The organism is Streptomyces sp. NPDC058469 (assembly GCF_042721125.1).
Classification (GTDB): Bacteria; Actinomycetota; Actinomycetes; order Streptomycetales; family Streptomycetaceae; genus Streptomyces.
In genome coordinates, this window is sequence record NZ_JBHXME010000206.1 from 1 (window position 1) to 17,317 (window position 17,317).

At 67.7% G+C, this 17,317-nt stretch carries 13 protein-coding genes and 1 pseudogene; 5 read left to right on the plus strand and 9 right to left on the minus strand.

Annotation, left to right across the window (positions count from 1 at the left end):
• The 9 genes from ACFWP5_RS46725 to ACFWP5_RS46765 all read right to left on the minus strand — a co-directional run.
• A partial coding sequence (locus ACFWP5_RS46725; protein ID WP_384171584.1) for an amino acid adenylation domain-containing protein occupies positions 1-4,325 on the minus strand: 4,325 nt, incomplete at its 3' end.
• 139 nt (positions 4,326-4,464) lie between these two features.
• Positions 4,465-5,262, minus strand: coding sequence for an alpha/beta fold hydrolase (locus ACFWP5_RS46730; protein ID WP_384171587.1), 798 nt, complete (start codon positions 5,260-5,262; stop codon positions 4,465-4,467).
• Between the two features lie 11 nt (positions 5,263-5,273).
• Complete coding sequence (locus tag ACFWP5_RS46735) at positions 5,274-5,486, minus strand: MbtH family protein (protein ID WP_384171619.1); 213 nt, start codon at positions 5,484-5,486, stop codon at positions 5,274-5,276.
• 103 nt (positions 5,487-5,589) lie between these two features.
• Positions 5,590-7,539, minus strand: coding sequence for an ABC transporter ATP-binding protein (locus tag ACFWP5_RS46740; RefSeq protein ID WP_384171590.1), 1,950 nt, complete (start codon positions 7,537-7,539; stop codon positions 5,590-5,592).
• 211 nt (positions 7,540-7,750) lie between these two features.
• Positions 7,751-8,452, minus strand: coding sequence for a response regulator (locus ACFWP5_RS46745; protein ID WP_384171593.1), 702 nt, complete (start codon positions 8,450-8,452; stop codon positions 7,751-7,753).
• Positions 8,449-9,690 carry a sensor histidine kinase gene (locus ACFWP5_RS46750; RefSeq protein ID WP_384171596.1) on the minus strand — a complete coding sequence of 414 codons (1,242 nt, stop codon included), beginning with the start codon at positions 9,688-9,690 and terminating at the stop codon, positions 8,449-8,451. The genes ACFWP5_RS46745 and ACFWP5_RS46750 overlap by 4 nt, the downstream gene beginning before the upstream one ends.
• A 137-nt stretch (positions 9,691-9,827) precedes the next feature.
• On the minus strand, positions 9,828-10,943 hold the full coding sequence (vioD, locus tag ACFWP5_RS46755; RefSeq protein ID WP_384171598.1) for a capreomycidine synthase: 1,116 nt from the start codon (positions 10,941-10,943) through the stop codon (positions 9,828-9,830).
• A gap of 46 nt (positions 10,944-10,989) precedes the next feature.
• The gene (gntD, locus tag ACFWP5_RS46760) at positions 10,990-12,000 is read right to left on the minus strand and encodes a guanitoxin biosynthesis L-enduracididine beta-hydroxylase GntD (RefSeq protein ID WP_384171601.1); all 1,011 of its coding nucleotides are present in this window, start codon (positions 11,998-12,000) and stop codon (positions 10,990-10,992) included.
• Positions 12,001-12,336: 336 nt separating this feature from the next.
• Positions 12,337-13,377 carry an ornithine cyclodeaminase family protein gene (locus ACFWP5_RS46765; RefSeq protein WP_384171604.1) on the minus strand — a complete coding sequence of 347 codons (1,041 nt, stop codon included), beginning with the start codon at positions 13,375-13,377 and terminating at the stop codon, positions 12,337-12,339.
• A gap of 401 nt (positions 13,378-13,778) precedes the next feature.
• Here ACFWP5_RS46765 and ACFWP5_RS46770 point away from each other — a divergent pair, with 401 nt between their 5' ends.
• The 5 genes and pseudogenes from ACFWP5_RS46770 (at position 13,779) to ACFWP5_RS46790 (ending at position 17,180) form a co-directional block, all read left to right on the plus strand.
• Entirely contained in the window at positions 13,779-14,000 is a 222-nt protein-coding gene (locus tag ACFWP5_RS46770) for a hypothetical protein (RefSeq protein ID WP_384171607.1), read from the plus strand.
• Positions 14,001-14,057: 57 nt separating this feature from the next.
• Entirely contained in the window at positions 14,058-14,861 is an 804-nt protein-coding gene (gene dpgD, locus ACFWP5_RS46775) for an enoyl-CoA-hydratase DpgD (protein ID WP_384171610.1), read from the plus strand.
• Positions 14,862-15,426: 565 nt separating this feature from the next.
• On the plus strand, positions 15,427-15,639 hold the full coding sequence (locus ACFWP5_RS46780; protein WP_384171613.1) for a transposase: 213 nt from the start codon (positions 15,427-15,429) through the stop codon (positions 15,637-15,639).
• A 92-nt stretch (positions 15,640-15,731) separates the two neighbouring features.
• A complete protein-coding gene (locus tag ACFWP5_RS46785) occupies positions 15,732-16,253 on the plus strand; it encodes a hypothetical protein (protein WP_384171616.1) in 522 nt (173 codons plus the stop codon).
• Between the two features lie 118 nt (positions 16,254-16,371).
• Positions 16,372-17,180 (plus strand): annotated as a pseudogene (locus ACFWP5_RS46790) (IS5 family transposase).
• Positions 17,181-17,317 lie beyond the last annotated feature (137 nt).

A 17,317-nucleotide genomic window follows, 5' to 3' on the forward strand; every position in this document is an offset into this window, starting at 1 on the left:
GCGGTCACCATGCCCACCACACTGCGATGCGCGACCTGCACACCCTTCGGACGACCCGTCGACCCCGACGTGTAGATCACATACGCCAACTGGTCTGGACGTACAGGGACTTCGGGGGCCGTAGTCGGCAAGCCCTCGGTTACGGCCGGATCGTCCAGCCACACCACCGAATCCACCGGCAGCCCCCCGGCCACCTCGGTCACCGACCGGTCGCCGATCAGCACCCTGGCTCCGCTGTCGGCGAGCATGAACTCCAGCCGCTCCAGCGGATATTCGGGATCCAACGGCAGATACGCCGCCCCCACCTGCCACACCGCCAGCATCGCCACGACCATGTCGACGCCACGCGGCAGACACAGCCCCACCACCGACTCCGCACCAACCCCAAGACCCCGCAGGTGATGCGCCAGCCGACTCGCGTCGGCCATCAGTCCGCCGTACGTCAGCACCTCACCACCGGCGACCACAGCCACCGCATCCGGACCGGCCAACGCCCGCTCCGCAATCAGCTCGTGCACCCCACCCACACCCGGCAGCGGCTCAACCACACCACTCCCCTGCCGCACCAGCCGATCACGTTCCTCAGCCCCCACCACGGCCAGATCACTAACACACCGGTCCGCATCCGCGGCAACGGCCTCCAACACCGCGACGAGATGCCCCGCCAACCGCTCCACCGTCACCGCATCGAACAGCGCGGTGCTGTACTCGATCTCCCCAGCCAGCCCATCGGCGCTGTCCCCGAGCTTCACCGCCAGGTCGAACTTGACGGGCAGCGCGCCCGGGTTCACATACGCGCCGCGCTCCGCCACGTAGCTGAAGAGCACTTGGAACAGCGGACTGCGCGACCGGTCCCGGTCGGTGACCAGCGCCTCCACGAGTTGCTCGAACGGCACATCCTGATGCGCGTACGCACCCAGCGCCGACTCCCGCACCCGCCCCAACACATCACGGAACGTGGGGTCGCCCGACAAGTCGGCACGCATCACAAGGGTGTTGACGAAGAACCCGATCAGGTCCTCCGTCTCGGCACGGTTCCGGTTCGCCACCGGCGTGCCCACCACCACATCCTCCGACCCCGCATACCGCCCCAACAGCACGTCGAAGGCCGCCAGCAGCGTCATGAACATCGACACGCCACACTCGCGCGACAACGCCCGCAACGCCTCCGCCGTCTCCGGCGAAACCGCGAAGCCGGCCACCGCTCCCGCAGACGACCGCACCGCCGGCCGGGGCCGGTCCGTGGGCAGCTCCAGAGTCGGAGCCCCCGCCAACTGTGCGCGCCAGTAGTCGAGTTGTGCGTCCAGTACGTCCCCGGTAAGCCACTCCCGCTGCCACACCGCGAAGTCGGCGTACTGCACCGGCAGCGGCGCCAACGGGTCCGGCCCGCCGTCCCGGAACGCCTCGTACAAGGCGGCCAGTTCACGCTGGAAGATGTGATCCGACCACTCGTCGAAGACCGCGTGATGCACCGACAGGGCCAGGACGTGCTCGTCAGCGGCCAGCCGGATGAGCACGGCCCGGACCAACGGACCGACGGCCAGATCGAAAGGCGTCGACGCGTCCTGCGCGATCAGCCGTTCGGCCACGCTCAGCGGGTCGGCGTCGCCGGACACATCGACCACCGGCAGCGCGAACGGCGCCGGCGGATCAATCACCTGATACGCGACCCCGTCCTGGCCCTCGACCAGCCGGGTCCGCAGGACCTCGTGCCGCGCCACCACCCCGCCAAGGGCCGCAACCAGCACGTCGACCTCCAGGTCCCCGTCCCAGCGGATGGGCAACGGCAGGTTGTACTCCGCGGATCCTGGCTCCAGGCGGTCCAGGAACCACAGCCGTTGCTGAGCGAAAGACAACGGCAACGCCTCGTCCCGGCCGCCCGCGGCCATCGGCGCCACGACTACACCGCGGCTGCCCAACCCCTCGATGACTCCGGCGAGGTCCCGCACGGTCGGATGGTCGAACATCGTCGCCACGGGTATGTCGGCCCCGAACACGTCCCGGATACGGGAGATCACCTGCGTGGCCAGCAGGGAGTGCCCGCCGAGCTCGAAGAAGTTGTCGGTGACGCCCACCCGGTCCACGCCCAGGAGCTGAGCCCACACCCCGGCAAGCAGTTCCTCGGTGGCTCCCGACGGCGCCGCAAACGCTCCCAACTCCAGGCGCACACCCTCCGGTTCGGGCAACGCGGCCCGGTCCAGCTTCCCGTTCACCGTCAACGGCAACGACGCCAACTCCACAAACACCGACGGCACCATGAAGGCCGGCAGACGCTCACCCGCAAACGCCCGCAGCCCAGCAACCGACGGAACACCCACACTGTGATCAGCCGGAACCAGATAAGCCGCCAGACGGCGATCCTCCGAGTCACCGAAGACCGTCACCACCGCCGTGCGGACCTGCGGATGGGAGGCGAGTACGGCCTCGACCTCACCGGGCTCGATACGGAACCCACGCACCTTGACCTGGTCATCCGCCCGGCCGACGAAGTCCAACCGCCCATCCGCCAGCCACCGCACCCGGTCCCCGGAGCGGTACATGCGGGTGCCGTCCGCGGTGAACGGATCGGCCACAAACCGCTCCGCCGTCAGCGCACCACGACCCCCATACCCCCGCGCCACACCCCGACCAGCGATGAACAACTCACCCACCACACCCACCGGCACCGGGCTAAGACGTGCGTCCAGCACATACACCCGCGTATTCGCCAACGGCCCACCGATCGACGGCGCACCACTGACACCCGCCTCCACCAACCCGGCACACGCAATCACCGTGATCTCAGTCGGCCCATACCCGTTGAACATCCGCCGACCCGACGCCCACCGCTCCACCACCTGAGCGCCCACCCGCTCCGAACCCACAAACAGACTGCCCACCCCCGACAGCCCACCCGGCTCCAACACCCCCAACAACGACGGCGACACACTCGCCGACCCCACACCCTCAGCACCCACCAAAGCCATCAACGCACCCGGAACAGCCCGCTCAGCGCTGCCGGCCACCACCAACACCCCACCCGCAGCCAGCGTCACCACCACGTCCAGGACAGCCGCATCAAAACTCAACGACGCGAACTGCAGCACCCGCACACCCGGACCCACACCCAACGCCGACCGCAACACCAACGCCAGATTCACCACACCACCATGAGCAACCTGCACACCCTTCGGCCGCCCCGTCGAACCCGACGTATAAATCACATACGCCAACTGGCCACCATGAACCGGGACTTCGGGGGCCGTGGGCGGCAGACCCGCCAACGCCTCGACAACCGCCGGATCGTCCAGCCACACCGCCCACTCCGCCGACAGCCCCCCGGCCACCTCCACGGCCCCGGACACCGACCGGTGCCCGACCAGCACCCTCGCCCCGCTGTCCGCGAGCATGAACTCCAGCCGCTCGACCGGGTATTCGGGATCCAACGGCACATACGCACCACCGGCCTGCCACACCGCCAGCATCGCCACGACCATGTCGACCCCGCGCGGGAGGCAGAGCCCCACCACCGACTCCGCGCGGACACCAAGCCCCCGCAGACGATGGGCCAGCCGGTTCGCACGAGCCAACAACCCGCCGTACGTCAAAGACACTTCACCCGACACCACCGCCACCGCATCCGGCATCGACAGCGCCCGCGCGGCGATCAACTCATGCACTCCACCCACCTCGGGAAGAGACACCACAGCGCCCTGCCACTCCCCCACCAACTGATCGCGCTCAGCGGCGGTCAGGATGACAAGGTCGCCCACTCGCTGGTCGGCGTCCATGGCGGCGGAGGTCAGGAGCGCGACCAGGTGTCCCGCCATCCGCTGCGCCGTCGTCGCGTCGAACAGCGCGGTGCTGTACTGGATTTCGCCGCCCAGTCCCCCGTTCTCCCTGTCGCCGAGGCGCACCCCCAGATCGAACTCCGCCTGGTCCTCGGGCGAGAGCTGTTGCCCGCTTCCCTGTGAATCGGTGTAGCCGAAGCAGACGGGGAAGAGAGTGGTGCGCGACTGGTCCGGCGTGCGCTGTCCCATCCGTCCCAGCACCTCACGGAACGTGGGGTCGCCCGACAGATCCGTACGCGTCACCGTCGTGCCGGCCACCAGCGACACGTCGTCCGTGGCGGAATACCGTCCCAGCAGGGTGCTCAGCGCCGCGAGCAGAGTCGTGCCCAGGTCGCCGGGCAGAGCGCGCAACCGCTCCGTCGTGTCCGCCGGCACCTGGAACTCGATCACCGCCGTTTCGGGGGACCGTGCCGGTGTGCGTGGCCGGTCCATGGGCAGGTCCGGTACCGGCTGATCGGCCAACTGGCTGCGCCAGTAGTTCAGTTCACTGTCCATGACGCCCCCACGAAGCCCTTCGAGCTGCCACACCGCGATACCGGCGTACTTCTCCTGCTCGTCCCGATGTTTTTTCTCAGCTCATTCCGTCAGCTCATCTCTTCGGCCCTCTCAATTGCCGCTGTTCTCAGCGAACTTCTCAGTGGTTGTCGAGGAATTCGATGATGGCCGCGTTGACCTCGGCGGGACGTTCGAGGTAGCCGAAGTGCCCGCAGTCGGGAATCTCCACGTAGTCGCACTCCGGAATCGCCTCGGCGACTTCGGCGGCCAGATGGGGCGGGGTGACGAAATCGTCGCTGAAGCCGATAACGCGGCACGGCGCGGATATGTCCTGGAGTGCCTTGCGCCGATCCTCGTCCGTGTCGATCCAGGTCTGACCGACCGAATTCTCCGCGCCGGCCAGCCGGAACGTCTCCAGCCACAGGGAGACGGCGTTGTCGTCCTTCAGCGTGGCGGGCGAGAGCATCTGAAGTACCGACATCGCGGATTGGTAGTCGGCCGGCAGTTTCACTCCGCTCAGCGTCAGGGCGCGTTCGGCCGTGCCAAGAGCGGTTCGGAGAGCGTCCGAGCGTGACTTGGTGGCGATGAGGACGGCGCATCGGACCAGGTGCGGGTGGCTGATGGCGAGTTCCTGCGCGATCATCGCCCCCAGGGAGACCCCGACGATCCGGCAGGGCGCGGCATCGAGGGCCTCGATGAGGCCCTTGGTGTCGGCGACCATGTCGGCGAGCGTGTATTTACCCGGTGGAATGTCCGAGGGGGCGATTCCGCGATTGTCGAACGTGATGGCCTGATAGCCGGCCTCGTTCAGTGCCGGGGTCTGGTGCAGGCTCCAGACCCGGCCCGCGGCCGAGGAGCCCATGATCATGAGGACTCGTTCGCCTCGGCCCGACCGTTCGTAGGAGAGCCGGATGCCGTTGGTGAATACGTGCGGCATTCCGTGTCCCGCTATTCGCCGTCGAGCGCGATACGCAAGCTCTTGGGCCGCATATCGGTCCAGGTCTCCTCGATGTACTTGTCGCAGTCCTCCTTGGAGGCGGTCACACCTGTCTCGTCCCAGCCGCCCGGGACATCGAGGTCGGCGGGCCACAGGGAGTACTGCTCCTCATGGTTGATCAGTACCTTGAATCGTGCCTCAGGGGTTTCGAAGTCGAAGCTCACGGTGCGCAAGGCGATCTCCTCATCACGACGTTGACCGAGAAAGGAACTGCAGGAAAGAGAACTGCACGAAAGAGTTCTGGGGTGTGCGTGGGCGCGCGGGCTGTCAGCGCTGGGGACCCGCGACGTCGAGCACGGTTTCGTCGACGGCCGTCTTCTGCCGGGCGAACTGTGTGTCGTAGAGGTCGGCATAGAGGTCACCGTCGGCCAGCAGCGACTCGTGGGTGCCGCGCTCGCGGATCCGGCCCTCGTCGATGACGAGGATCTGGTCGGCCTCGCGAATGGTGGACAGCCGGTGGGCGATCACCACGGAGGTGCGACCCGACAGTGCGGTCTTGAGGGCCCGTTGGATGGCGGCCTCGGACTCCGAGTCGAGGTGGGCGGTGGCTTCGTCCAGCACCACCACGGGCGGGGCCTTGAGCAGCAGCCGGGCCAGGGCGATGCGCTGCTTCTCGCCGCCCGAGAGCCGGAACCCACGGTCGCCGACGACGGTGTCGAGGCCGTTCGGCAGGGTGGCGACGGTGCCCCAGATCCTGGCCGCCTCGCAGGCCTCGACGAGGTCGCGTTCGGTGGCGTCCGGGCGGGCGTACAGCAGGTTGGCCCGGATGGTCTCGTGGAACAGGTGGGCGTCCTGGGTGACCACGCCGACCGTGTCCTGCAGGGAGGCCAGGGTGACATCACGGAGGTCGTGGCCTGCGATGCGTACGGAACCGGAGACGGGATCGTAGAAGCGCGGCATCAGGTTGGTGATGGTGGTCTTGCCGGCGCCCGAGCGGCCGACGAGTGCCGTGAGCTTTCCGGCGGGTGCCCGGAAGCTGACCTCGTTGAGGACCAGGGCGTCGTCGCCGCGTTCCTGGTGGGGCAGGGAGATCGACTCCAGTGAGGCCAGGGAGACTTCGCCGGCGGCGGGGTAGCGGAAGGAGACCTTGTCGAACTCGATCTCCGGTGCGGCCGTGCCCGTGGAGGTCCCGCCGGCGGCGGGCAACGTCCTCGCTCCCGGCCGTTCCTTGACCAGGGGTTCGAGGTCGAGGATCTCGAAGACCCGGTCGAAGCTGACCAGCGCGGTCATCGCGTTGGCCTGCACACTCGACAGCTGCTGGATGGGGGTGTAGAGGCGGCCCACGAGCGTGACCAGGGAGACGAGGGTGCCGAGGGCGAAGGCGCCGTCGACGACGAGGAGGCCGCCGATTCCGAAGAGCAGCGCGAGGGTCACCGAGGCGGTAAGGCCCATGACGATGCCGAGGAGTTGTGCCGTCACGTTGGTCTTCACACCGATGTCGCGGACTTCGCGGGCCCGCCCCGCGAACACGGCGGACTCATGGGCGGGGCGACCGTACAGCTTGTTGAGCATCGCCCCGGCGACGTTGAAGCGCTCGCTCATCAGCGAGCCCATCTCCGCGTTGAGCTGCATGGTGCCCCTGGCGAGGCGCTGCATGCGACGACCGATGATCTTTCCGGGGAAGAGGAAGAAGGGGACCATCACCAGCGCGATGAGGCTGAGCTGCCACGAGAGGTAGAACATCGCAGCGAGGACGAGGACGAGCGTCAGCACGGTGTTGACGGTCTCGGCCATCAGCACGGTGATCGCCTGCTGTGCCCCGATGACGTCCGTGTTCAGCCTGCTGACGAGGGATCCGGTCTGGGACCGGGTGAAGAACGCGAGGGGCTGCGCCTGGACGTGTCCGAACACGGCGGTACGCAGGTCGTAGATGAGGCCCTCACCGATCTGCGCGGAGAGTTTGGCCTGCCAGTACGTCGTGAGGGATTCGAACAGGGCCAGCGCGAGCAGGGCGCCGGCCACCGCGATCACGACATCCGTCTTCCGCGGGGTGATGCCCTTGTCGATGATGATGCCGAACAGCAGGGGGCTGGCCGCGGTGACGAGTGCACCCAGCGCGGACGCGCCTATCAGAAAAAGGAGACGCAGCCGATACGGCTTCGCATAGGGAATAATCCTCGGAACGATTCCTGGGCGAATTCGCTGATGGCCTTCTCGGCCCGGAGGATTTCCCTCGGGCGGCGGTTCGTCGGCCGGAGCCTGCACCGTCACTTTCACAGCGGGTATCTCCTCACGGAATTCTCTCGCATTATTTCGGCACAGCTTCGCTCGGCTGCAAGCATCCCCGAGTGCGCTCCGAAGTAGCAATAGGTTCAGGCGCCGACGGTGGTATTCAACTGACGCCGTGCCGCAGTTGAACACTCGGACGCGCCGCCGAGGCGGGGATGGTCCGTGGATGAGCCCTCGGACGAGCGGTGCCGGCGGAGTGCTATTCCGACTTGCGGGAGCCGGGAACGACAAGTCCCGTCTCATACGCGGCGATCACGGCCTGCGTACGGTCGCGCAGTGCGAGCTTCCCGAGGATGCGGCTGACGTGTGTCTTCACCGTCTCCTCGCCGACGACCAGCCTGGCGCCGATCTCCGGATTGGAGAGGCCCTCGGCGACAAGCAGCAGGACCTCTCGCTCGCGTGCGGTGAGCGCCTTCATGCCGGGCGGCGGCGAGGCGTCCGGTCTGGCGGGCATCAGGGCGAACTCGCTGATGAGCCGGCGGGTGATGCCGGGTGCGAGCAGGGCGTCCCCGGCGGCGACGACGCGTACGGCCTCGAAGAGCCGTTCCGCGGTGACCTCTTTGAGGAGGAAGCCACTGGCTCCGGCGCGCAGCGCGTCGTACACGTACTCGTCGAGGTCGAACGTCGTGAGGATGAGGATGCGTGGTGCGTCGACGCCGTCGGGCGAGGAGCCGACGAGTTGTCTGGTGGCCTCGATGCCGTCCATCTCGGGCATGCGGATGTCCATGAGGACAACGTCCGGCGAGACCTCGCGGCAGACCCGTACCGCTTCCGCTCCGGAGGAGGCGGTCCGCACGACGGTGAAGTCCGGCTGGCTGTCGAGCAGCGCGGCGAAGCCGGTGCGGACCACGACGTGGTCGTCGGCGACAACGACCCTGATCAGCGAGGACGGGGTGTTCATGGGGTCCCTTCCGTCTTGGCGGGGAAGCGCGCCTCGACGACGAAACCGCCGCCGCCGAACGCCGAACCGGTGTGTACGTCGCCGCCGACCGCGGACGCGCGTTCCCGCATGCCGAGCAGGCCGTGTCCGCCGGTGGTCCGGTCGGGCAGCGGTCCCGGGCCGTTGTCGCGGACGCGCACGTGCAGGGCTTCGTCGGTGTAGGTGAGTTCCACGTCGACAGCGGCGCCGGTGGCGTGTTTGCGGGCGTTGGTGAGGGATTCCTGGACGATGCGGTAGGCGGCCAGTTCGATGCCGGGGTCCAGTTCGCTCGGCGATCCGCTGAGGATGAGGCGGATGGACGTCGCGGACGCCTTGCGTGCCTCTTCGAGCAGTTCGTGGAGCTGTCGCAGGTCGGGCTGCGGCCGGCGGTCGCCTCCGACGACGGAGTCGGTGTCCTCGCGGAGCACGCCGAGCAGCCGACGCATTTCGTTCAGGGCCGCGCGGGCGGTGTCCCCTATACCGAGCAGCCGTTCGGCTCCCTCGGCGGGCATGCCGGGGGTGGCCATCCGGGCCGTCTCGGCCTGTACGGCGATCATGGAGATGTGGTGGCCGACGACGTCGTGCAGTTCACGGACGATACGGACGCGTTCTCCGCGTGCGGCGTTCTCCCACTGGGTGCCGTCCATGACCTCGCGGATGGCGCTGTGCTGCCGGTCCTGTTCGTTGGAGCGGACGACGAGCCCGACGAAGGCGGCCAGTGGGGCCAGTGCCGCGACGACCACGACCCGTACGCGGTAGTCGGTGTCGTCGGGCCCCGTCAGGGCCAGGACGAGGAAGGGTGTGCCGAGGAGCGCGGCGGACAGGACCGAGCCGCTGCGGCCGAGCCGGTACTGGGCGACGAGCTGGGCGGCGATGCCCGCCAGGGTCAGTGTGTCGAAGATCAGGAGCGAGCCGACGCTCGCCGCGGTGACGGTGATCCCGGCCACCAGAGGACGCAGGAACACCAAGGGCAGTGCGGTGGACAGGCACAACAGGCCGACCACCATGGCGAACTGCAGGCCTGCCGCGCTGCCGTGCGGGCCGGCTTTCGCGGTGGCGTCGGCGAACAGCCGGGGAATCGACCCGTGGGCGCCGACGAACTCCGCCAGCGATTCCAGGACGGCGAGCAGCACGAGAAAGGTCCCGGACAGCGCACTCACATGCGGTAGTTCCGTCACCCGCCGTCGTGTTGCGATCCAGGTGTCACGCCAAGCCGTCACACGGTGCACGCTGGTCATTATGGCAGTCGGCGCCGCTCGGAATCGTCCTTCCAGCCAGCCACGGCACCGTCCCCCGTGCGAGGGACGGCGCCGTCCCCGGACAGGGGGACCCGGCGGACCGACCGGGCGTCAGCGGTTCAGCCGCGGGCGTCGGTCAGTGCGAGCGTCAGGCGCTCCAGGCCTTCCTGGAGCAGGTCGGCTGTGCCGCCGAAGCCGACCCGGATGTGCCGGGGGCGGCCGAAGCAGGACCCGGGAATGACAAGGACGCCGCGCTTCTGGAAGAGCTCGTCGCAGAACTCGTCCACATCGGCCGGGCCCGTCAGCCGCGGGAAGGCCGTGACTCCGCCCGCCGGCACCGCGAGCGTGACGAGTTCGGGGTGGGCCGCGGCCCAGTTCGTCAGGGTCGCGCGGTTGATCCTGGCCTGGTCGAGGCGCGGCTGGATGAACGCCTCGGCGTTCTCCAGGACACCCAGGGCCAGGAGTTCGACGAGCGGCGACACGTGCAGCGTGGTGTAGTCACGGATGCGGACGCAGTCGGCGAGGAGCTCCGGGGGCGCCACACACCAGCCGAACCGCAGGCCGGGCAGCCCGAACGCCTTGGAGAAGGTGCCAAAGCTGACCGCGCGCTCGTACCGGGTGGTGATCTCCGGCAGCGGCGGGGCGTCGTAGGTGAGGTCGGTGAACGCGCCGTCCCAGAGGACGTACGCGCCGATGCCCTCCGCGAGGCCGACGAGACGGTCCAGCTGAGCCTCGGTGAGGGTGGCGCCGGTCGGGTTCTGCGGAAAGTTCACGATGATCGCCCGGGTGCGCTCGCCCACCAGCTCGGCGAGCTCGTCCAGCGAGGGCTGCCAGTCCTGGTCGGGGTCCAGCCGCCAGGTCTTGATCGTGCAGCCGAGTGCGATGGCGTACTCGACGAGCAGGTGGTAGCCGGGCTGGACGACGACGACCTCGTCGCCGGGGCGCAGCAGCGCGCTGAGGACGAGGGACAGGGCCTCGCCCGAGCCGCTCGTCGTCATCACCTTGTCCGGGTCGACGCCCCCGCGGTGACGGGCGACGGCGGCCCGCACTTCGGGTGCGCCGAGGGAGTAACCGTCGTCGAAGACCAGCCGGTCGACGTCCGCGTGGCGCAGGCCGGTCTTCGCGCGCAGCTCCGCCATGGAGTACGAGTGGAACCCGCTGGAGCTGATGTCGATCTCGGCGGTGAAGTAGTAGTCGCGCAGCCAGTCCTCGAGCGGTGCGGACCGAAGTCTCATGGTGTGCCCTCGTTCTCCGTGTCGGAATGTCGCGGTGCCGGACAGGTCAGCGGCTGGCGCGCACCGCCCTGGCGTCCCGCGCGGCACGGGACTTGCGCAGATCGCCGGTGACGTTGACACGCTTGAGCCACCGGTCCGTTCCGTCGTGGCGGGCCTTGAAGGGCTTGCGGCCGTGGACGACCCGGAAGTTGTCCAGGAAGCAGAAGTCACCGCTGGCGAGCGTGAGATCGAACATCGCCTCGTCCATCGCCTTGACCAGCGTGTCGAGTGCGAAGCGCGCCTGGTCGTCCCCGTCCGCGACGCTCATGAAATACGGGTCGGCCCGGAGGTAGGGCTGCTGGGGGTTGCCGAAGAGGACGGCCACCAGATCGGGGTTGCGCTGCATCTCCTCGATCTCCTCGAAGGATTCGAGGCGTTCGGGGTCCTGCACGGAGTTGTTCTTCCCGAGGTGCGACTCGTCGGGGCAGATGACGAACCGCTCCTCGGACAACGTCTCCCGTACGTCCTGTGGCAGTTGGAGCGCGTCCGCGTATCCGACGGTCGTCGCGGCACCGTAGGGGTTGCGGAGGCAGGCGAACGACAGGAAGTCGCCCCTGAGCGGGTGGAAGGCGTCCTCTGTGTGCCAGGTCAGCAGCGCCTCGCTGCTGGAACCCAGTTGCTCGTGCTCATGGCCCTGGATGGGGATGATGTCGTGGATCATCCTGCCGTCCTGCTGGGTCGCCCAGCAGAACGGGTCGCCCAGGAGCGAGCTGCAGAGCATGAGGAGCAGTTCCTCGCGGTGTGCGGGGGAAGGCCCCGACTGGCCGCGCCAGTGCGCCGGCGTGGGGCCGAGCCGGTCCTGGTCGACCGGGTAGCCGGATATGCACAGCACGCCCGACAGCTGCTCCAGCCGGAAAGCGTTCAGGTGGAGCCTGACCCTGTTGGGAAGTTGGTGGGCAAGCACGGTGGCGCGGTGCAGCGTCTCCTCGGAGTCGAGGGTCGCGAATTCGTCCTCGAACTCGTCGACGAGTTCTGTCATCGCGCCGATTTCAGTCTCGTCGAGTTCCAGCCTGTCCATGCTGATTTCCTCTCCGTACCTTGCATACGACGAATTGGTTTCCGGATACGCCGTCGAGAGCATCTCTCCGGCCCGTTGAGAAGGTGCTGACCGATACGGTGCCCGTCAGGAAACACCGTCGGTCGCGATCCTTCGACATCGACATCCGCACAATGAATCTGATTGATGTGTGCTCTGCGCTGCCGCAGCGAACGCTGATTCGCACTCCTCACCGGGCGATGACACGTTTTCTGGAAACGATCGCCGGTCAAAGCAGGAGCTGGTCAACTCATGTGATCGTGGTGATCACGCGGTCGTGGTGATCAGGTGCGCGTGGTGATCAGGTGGACGTGATGATCAGGTGGACGTGATGATCGTTGTGTCGTGGTGCTCGCAGTGCTCGTGGTAGAGCTTTCCGGCCACCGCCACGTCGTGCAGTGACATGCCGAACGGGTTCACCACGATGCGGTCCTCGGCGGACCTCCGGCCCGTCGCGGCGCCGCTGATGAGGTCGCACAGTTCGGCTGCGACCTCGACGGCGGGCGCCGGGTGTCCGGCGTCACCGGATGTCCGGTGGCGCGGTGGCGGCAGTACGTCACCGGAGCGGTGCATCCTGCCGAGCAGCCGCGTGGTGTCGGCGGCGACCAGGCTCCAGTCGTCCACGATCACCATGTCGGCGGCGGTGAACGCGTCGGGGAGCAGGTCGTCCAGCGACACGTTGACCGTGACGGTACCGGGGGCGATCCAGTCGGCCGGGATGTAGCCGGTCGTCGTGGTGGTCACGGGGATGACCAGATCCGCTTCGCGCACCGCCTGCTCGGCGCTGGAGGCGACGTGGAAGGCGACCGTGCGGAACGTGTCTCCCAGACGTTCGGTGAGGCGTACCGCACGCTCGGGCACCTGGTCGTGGAGGTGGACCTCCCGTACCGACGGCCATCTCCGCAAGGCCAGGTCGAGATGTGCCTCGGCCAAGGCCCCGGCACCCACCAACCCGATGGAACGGGCGGGTCGGGCCCACAGCAGCTCCGCAGCGAGCACACTCACCGCCGCCGTTCGGCCGGCGGAGATGTGCGCCGCGTCCATGGAACACACCAGCCGGGCGGTGGTGATGTCGAAGAGCAGGACGATTCCGCCGGCGCGGGGCAGGCCGCGGTCCGGATTGCCCAGACTCGCGTTGATGATCTTCGTTCCGGCGATGCGCCGACTGTCGATCTCCACGAGACCGGGCATGTTGAGACTGCGGCAGGACTCACCTTGGTCGTTGGTCCACCGCAGACAGCTCTCCTCCGGCAGCACGGTCCGGTCGGACGCGTGCGCCAGGAACACTTCGCGTACGACGTCGACGAGATCGACCTTGCCGAGCAGCCCGGCCACGTCCTCGCGGGTCAGCTCAAGCATGGAAGCGCCGCTCGGTGTACGCGATGTCTCGCACTGCCACGGGAGTACCTCCGGCGAAGGAAAAGGGTCCTTGCCGCAGCACTATGACCCGACGTCACCCGGGCGATCAATGGTGCGTTCACCAGGGCAGTCGTTCAACTGCGGCCCCGCGCCGGTTGAACGGCCGGTGATCACTTACGCGTTCGGCCGGACGGCTCGTGAGCCGCTTGACACGCCGTCGTCGCCGTCGTAGCGATGGCGCGGGCCGTGGGCTGTCTCGATCGCGTCGTCCGCGAGGTGTCTTTCGCCGTAATGTCGAACAACCGGCGCCCCTGATCCATACGGTGAGCGGAGCGTGTTCCCACGCTCCGGCCGGCGGCGCCTCGCCGGCCGGTCCGAGACGAGGCGACAGGAAGTGACGCATGGCCAGGACGTCCGGCATTCCGGGAGCGATGAGCCGCCGCACCTTCGTGACAGGGCTGGGGACGGCGAGCCTCGTGACCGCGCTGGCCGCGTGCGGCCACAACGACAAGGAGCAGGCCCCTCCTCAGGACAGTCCGTCGGCCAGCCCGAGCCAGTCCACGGACAGTCCGAGCCCGTCCGCCAGCCCGAGTCCGTCCCAAGCCGACCCGACCCCCTCGTAGCGGAACTGACACGCCGTTCACGGATGGCCGCGCCCCGGGCGGGCTAAAGTCCCCGGCATGCCTCAGCGTCCAAGAGTGCGCTACGAGAAGAGCGCCCACGTTGCCCGGATAACGCTCGACAGGCCCGAGGTCCTCAACGCGATGGATCTGCGGATGCACGAGGAACTCGCGGAGATCTGGGACGACTTCGAAGCCGACGACGACATGTGGGTCGGCGTTCTGTCCGGCGCCGGTTCCCGTGCGTTGTCCGTCGGACAGGATCTGAAGGAGCTGGCGCGCCGGGAACAGGAGGGTCAGGCCGCTCCCTCCACCTTCGGCAGTCGGGGAAAGCCTGGTTGGCCGCGGCTCACCGAGCGGTTCGATCTGGCCAAACCGGTCGTCGCCAAGGTGCGCGGATACGCCCTGGGCGGTGGGTTCGAACTCGTCCTGGCCTGTGACATCGTCGTCGCTTCCCACGACGCGACCTTCGCCCTGCCGGAGGCCAGGCTCGGGCTCGTCGCGGGGGCCGGCGGCGTGTTCCGGCTGAGCCGGCAGCTGCCGTGGAAGACGGCGATGGGGCATCTGCTGACGGGGCGGCCGATGACCGCGCAGCGTGCCTACGAACTCGGCCTGGTCAACGAGGTCGCGGCGTCCGGCGACCTCGATGATGTCACCGAGACCTGGGTGACGGACATCGTGCGCTGCGCGCCGCTGGCAGTCCGCGCCGTCAAGGAGGCGGCCACCAAGTCGGCCGCCCTGCCTCTGGAGTCGGCGTTCGCCACCCGGTACCCGTGGGAGGAGCGCCGGATGCACAGCGACGACGCGGTCGAGGGCCCGCGCGCCTTCGCCGAGAAGCGCGAGCCCGAATGGCAGGCCCGATGAACTACGCACCGTCGCCGGGCGAGGAGCTGTAGGCACGCGACAGGACGCCGTCCGGCTCGATGCCCAGAACGACCAAGGGCCGGTTTCGGATATCTCCGAAAACCGGCCCTGACCTACGACTCTCTCAAGTCGGGACGACAGGATTTGAACCTGCGACCCCTTGACCCCCAGGGGTAAGAACCACAGGAAATATCTTCATATATCAGGCAGAACTAGGGTGCAGGACGTGCGTCCGTGTGGGTGCCGCTCAGGAGCGCGAGCACCGTGTGGTCCCCAACTGGTCCCCAGGGCAGCGGTGCCAGCTGCCCTGCGGCGAGTAACCGACGTCAACGAAACCCTGTTTTCGGACCTCACGCCGGGATGCCATATCGCCTCGCCACCTATGCCACCAGCGTCACCGGCGGCCATTTCTCGTACCTGGAGATCGCCAGCGACGCTTTGGATCATGACGGCGATGTCGACCTGCGCGCGCGGCTGGTCCACAAGGTGGCATCCCGTATTGGAGTGACCCCCGAAATTCCGACACCTGGACGCTGGATGTTTCGTCATCCAGGGGAAGTGATCCATGGTGGCAAAGCGGAAGAATTACCCCCCGGAGTTCAAGCGGGACGCACTGGATCTCGTGCACTCCTCGAAGGACCGTTCCCTCACGGACATTGCCCGGAGTCTGGGCATCCATCTCGAGACGCTGCGCAATTGGGTCCGCGACGACAAGGCCCGTCGCGAAGAGCTCGTAACACGATCTTGTGGTGTGGCTGAACGCTTCAGTTGGCACTGAAGCAGCTCAGGTGGCACTTTGGGCGCTGGCCTCGCACGTGGTGCTTGCCAGAAAACGCGGACACGGTCCTGTAGCGGCCAGGTGAGGGGGCAGTGCAGGTGAGTGCGGCGGGCGAGGAACGGGTGCGCTGGGAGTTGCTGCCCGAAGTCGGCTTGGGGCCTCTGCGGTTCGGGATGAGCCCGGCCGAGGTCGCCGACGCGCTCCAGGTCCCTGGGCCGCACAAGCAGGTAGGCGCACCATATGGGCAGGAAGACTTCGCCGATGGGGTGAAGGTGTTCTACGACGCTGGCCGGTTGGCGTGCGTTGCACTGGATGCGGTCACGGGTCCGCAGGTCTTGCTTGAGGGTTTTGCGCTGGCGGGCCGCGATCCCGAGCAGGTGCAGCAGTTCCTGCTTGACTACGCCGCCGAGGTCGGGAGCTGCCTGTTGTACACCCCCGACGGCTCCCTTTCGCTGACCGATCTGGGGCTTCTTCTGCGTTCACAGAAGGTCGGGGACGTGTGGCTTTCGCGCCCGGTCCTCGTGATGGAGCAGTGGTTGGAATCGGAGTACTACCGCGACCGCCTTCCGCTGGAAAGTACCTCGGCCACCGATGAAGCGCCCCGGCCGTCGTAGCGCGCGAGCTGCTGCCGTGAATGGGGGGGCACTTGAGTCGGCGAGCGTCGCCAACCGAGCTGGCCTGTCGCAGTTGGTTGCGCGTGACCGGTGTGACGACTCGGCCGTTCAGGAGGGTGTGAGCAATCGGCCGTGGATCGTGGACGACGACTTGTGGGCGCTGATCGGGCCGCTGCTGCCGCCCTGGCCGGAGAAGTCACCGGGCCCGCAACCGGTACCGGACCGGCTGTGCCTTCAGGGCATCCTGTACGTCCTCTACAACGACATAGCCTGGCAACTTCTGCCACCGGAGCTGGGCTTCGGCTCCGGACAGACCTGCTGGCGACGCCTCGATCGCTGGCAGCAGGCCGATGTCTTCGACCAACTGCACCGCATTCTGCTCGCCGAGCTGAACGCGGCCGGCGAACTCGACTGATCCAGGGCGTGTGTGGACGGCTCCCACATCCGCGCGAAAAAAGGGGATCCGACACCGGTCCGTCGCCGGTCGACCGGCGCAAGACGGGCAGCAAGCACCATTTGATCTGCGACGGACGCGGTACCCCGTTCAAGGTCATCACCACCGCTGCCAACGTCAACGACGTCACCCAGACCCTTGCCCTGGTCGACGGCATCCCTCCCGTGGCCGGACGGCCCGGGCGCCCGCGCCGCCGCCCCGACTCGCTGCTCGGTGACAAGGGCTACGACTCCAACCCCAACCGCGAAGAGCTGCGCAAGCGGCGAATCCTGCCGGTGATTTCACGCAAGGGTGCACCGAACATCAAGGGCCTGGGCAAGCTCCGTTACGTCGTGGAGCAGACTTTCGCCCTGCTCCACCAGTTCAAACGCCTCGCCGTCCGATGGGAACGTCGGACCGAACTCCACGACGCCTTCATTTCGTTGGCCTGTGGCCTCATCTGCTGGAGGCGACTGAGGAAGCACCGATCATGATCGTGTTACGAGCTCGAAGCAGCGGACGGCGGAAGTGATGCCGGCATGACCCCCGCCGACCAGGACGAGCTCAAACGCCTGCGGCGGGAGAACGCGCGGCTGAGGGAGGACAACGAGATCCTTCGGAAAGCCGCCGC

Bases quoted from the DNA above. Each gene is read 5' to 3' on its own strand.
- ACFWP5_RS46730 (WP_384171587.1), bottom strand. From the start codon at position 5,262: ATGCCGCACGTATTCACCAACGGCATCCGGCTCTCCTACGAACGGTCG.
- ACFWP5_RS46745 (WP_384171593.1), bottom strand. From the start codon at position 8,452: ATGAACACCCCGTCCTCGCTGATCAGGGTCGTTGTCGCCGACGACCAC.
- vioD (WP_384171598.1), bottom strand. From the start codon at position 10,943: ATGAGACTTCGGTCCGCACCGCTCGAGGACTGGCTGCGCGACTACTAC.
- gntD (WP_384171601.1), bottom strand. From the start codon at position 12,000: ATGGACAGGCTGGAACTCGACGAGACTGAAATCGGCGCGATGACAGAA.
- ACFWP5_RS46765 (WP_384171604.1), bottom strand. From the start codon at position 13,377: ATGCTTGAGCTGACCCGCGAGGACGTGGCCGGGCTGCTCGGCAAGGTC.
- ACFWP5_RS46770 (WP_384171607.1), top strand. From the start codon at position 13,779: ATGGCCAGGACGTCCGGCATTCCGGGAGCGATGAGCCGCCGCACCTTC.
- dpgD (WP_384171610.1), top strand. From the start codon at position 14,058: ATGCCTCAGCGTCCAAGAGTGCGCTACGAGAAGAGCGCCCACGTTGCC.
- ACFWP5_RS46780 (WP_384171613.1), top strand. From the start codon at position 15,427: ATGGTGGCAAAGCGGAAGAATTACCCCCCGGAGTTCAAGCGGGACGCA.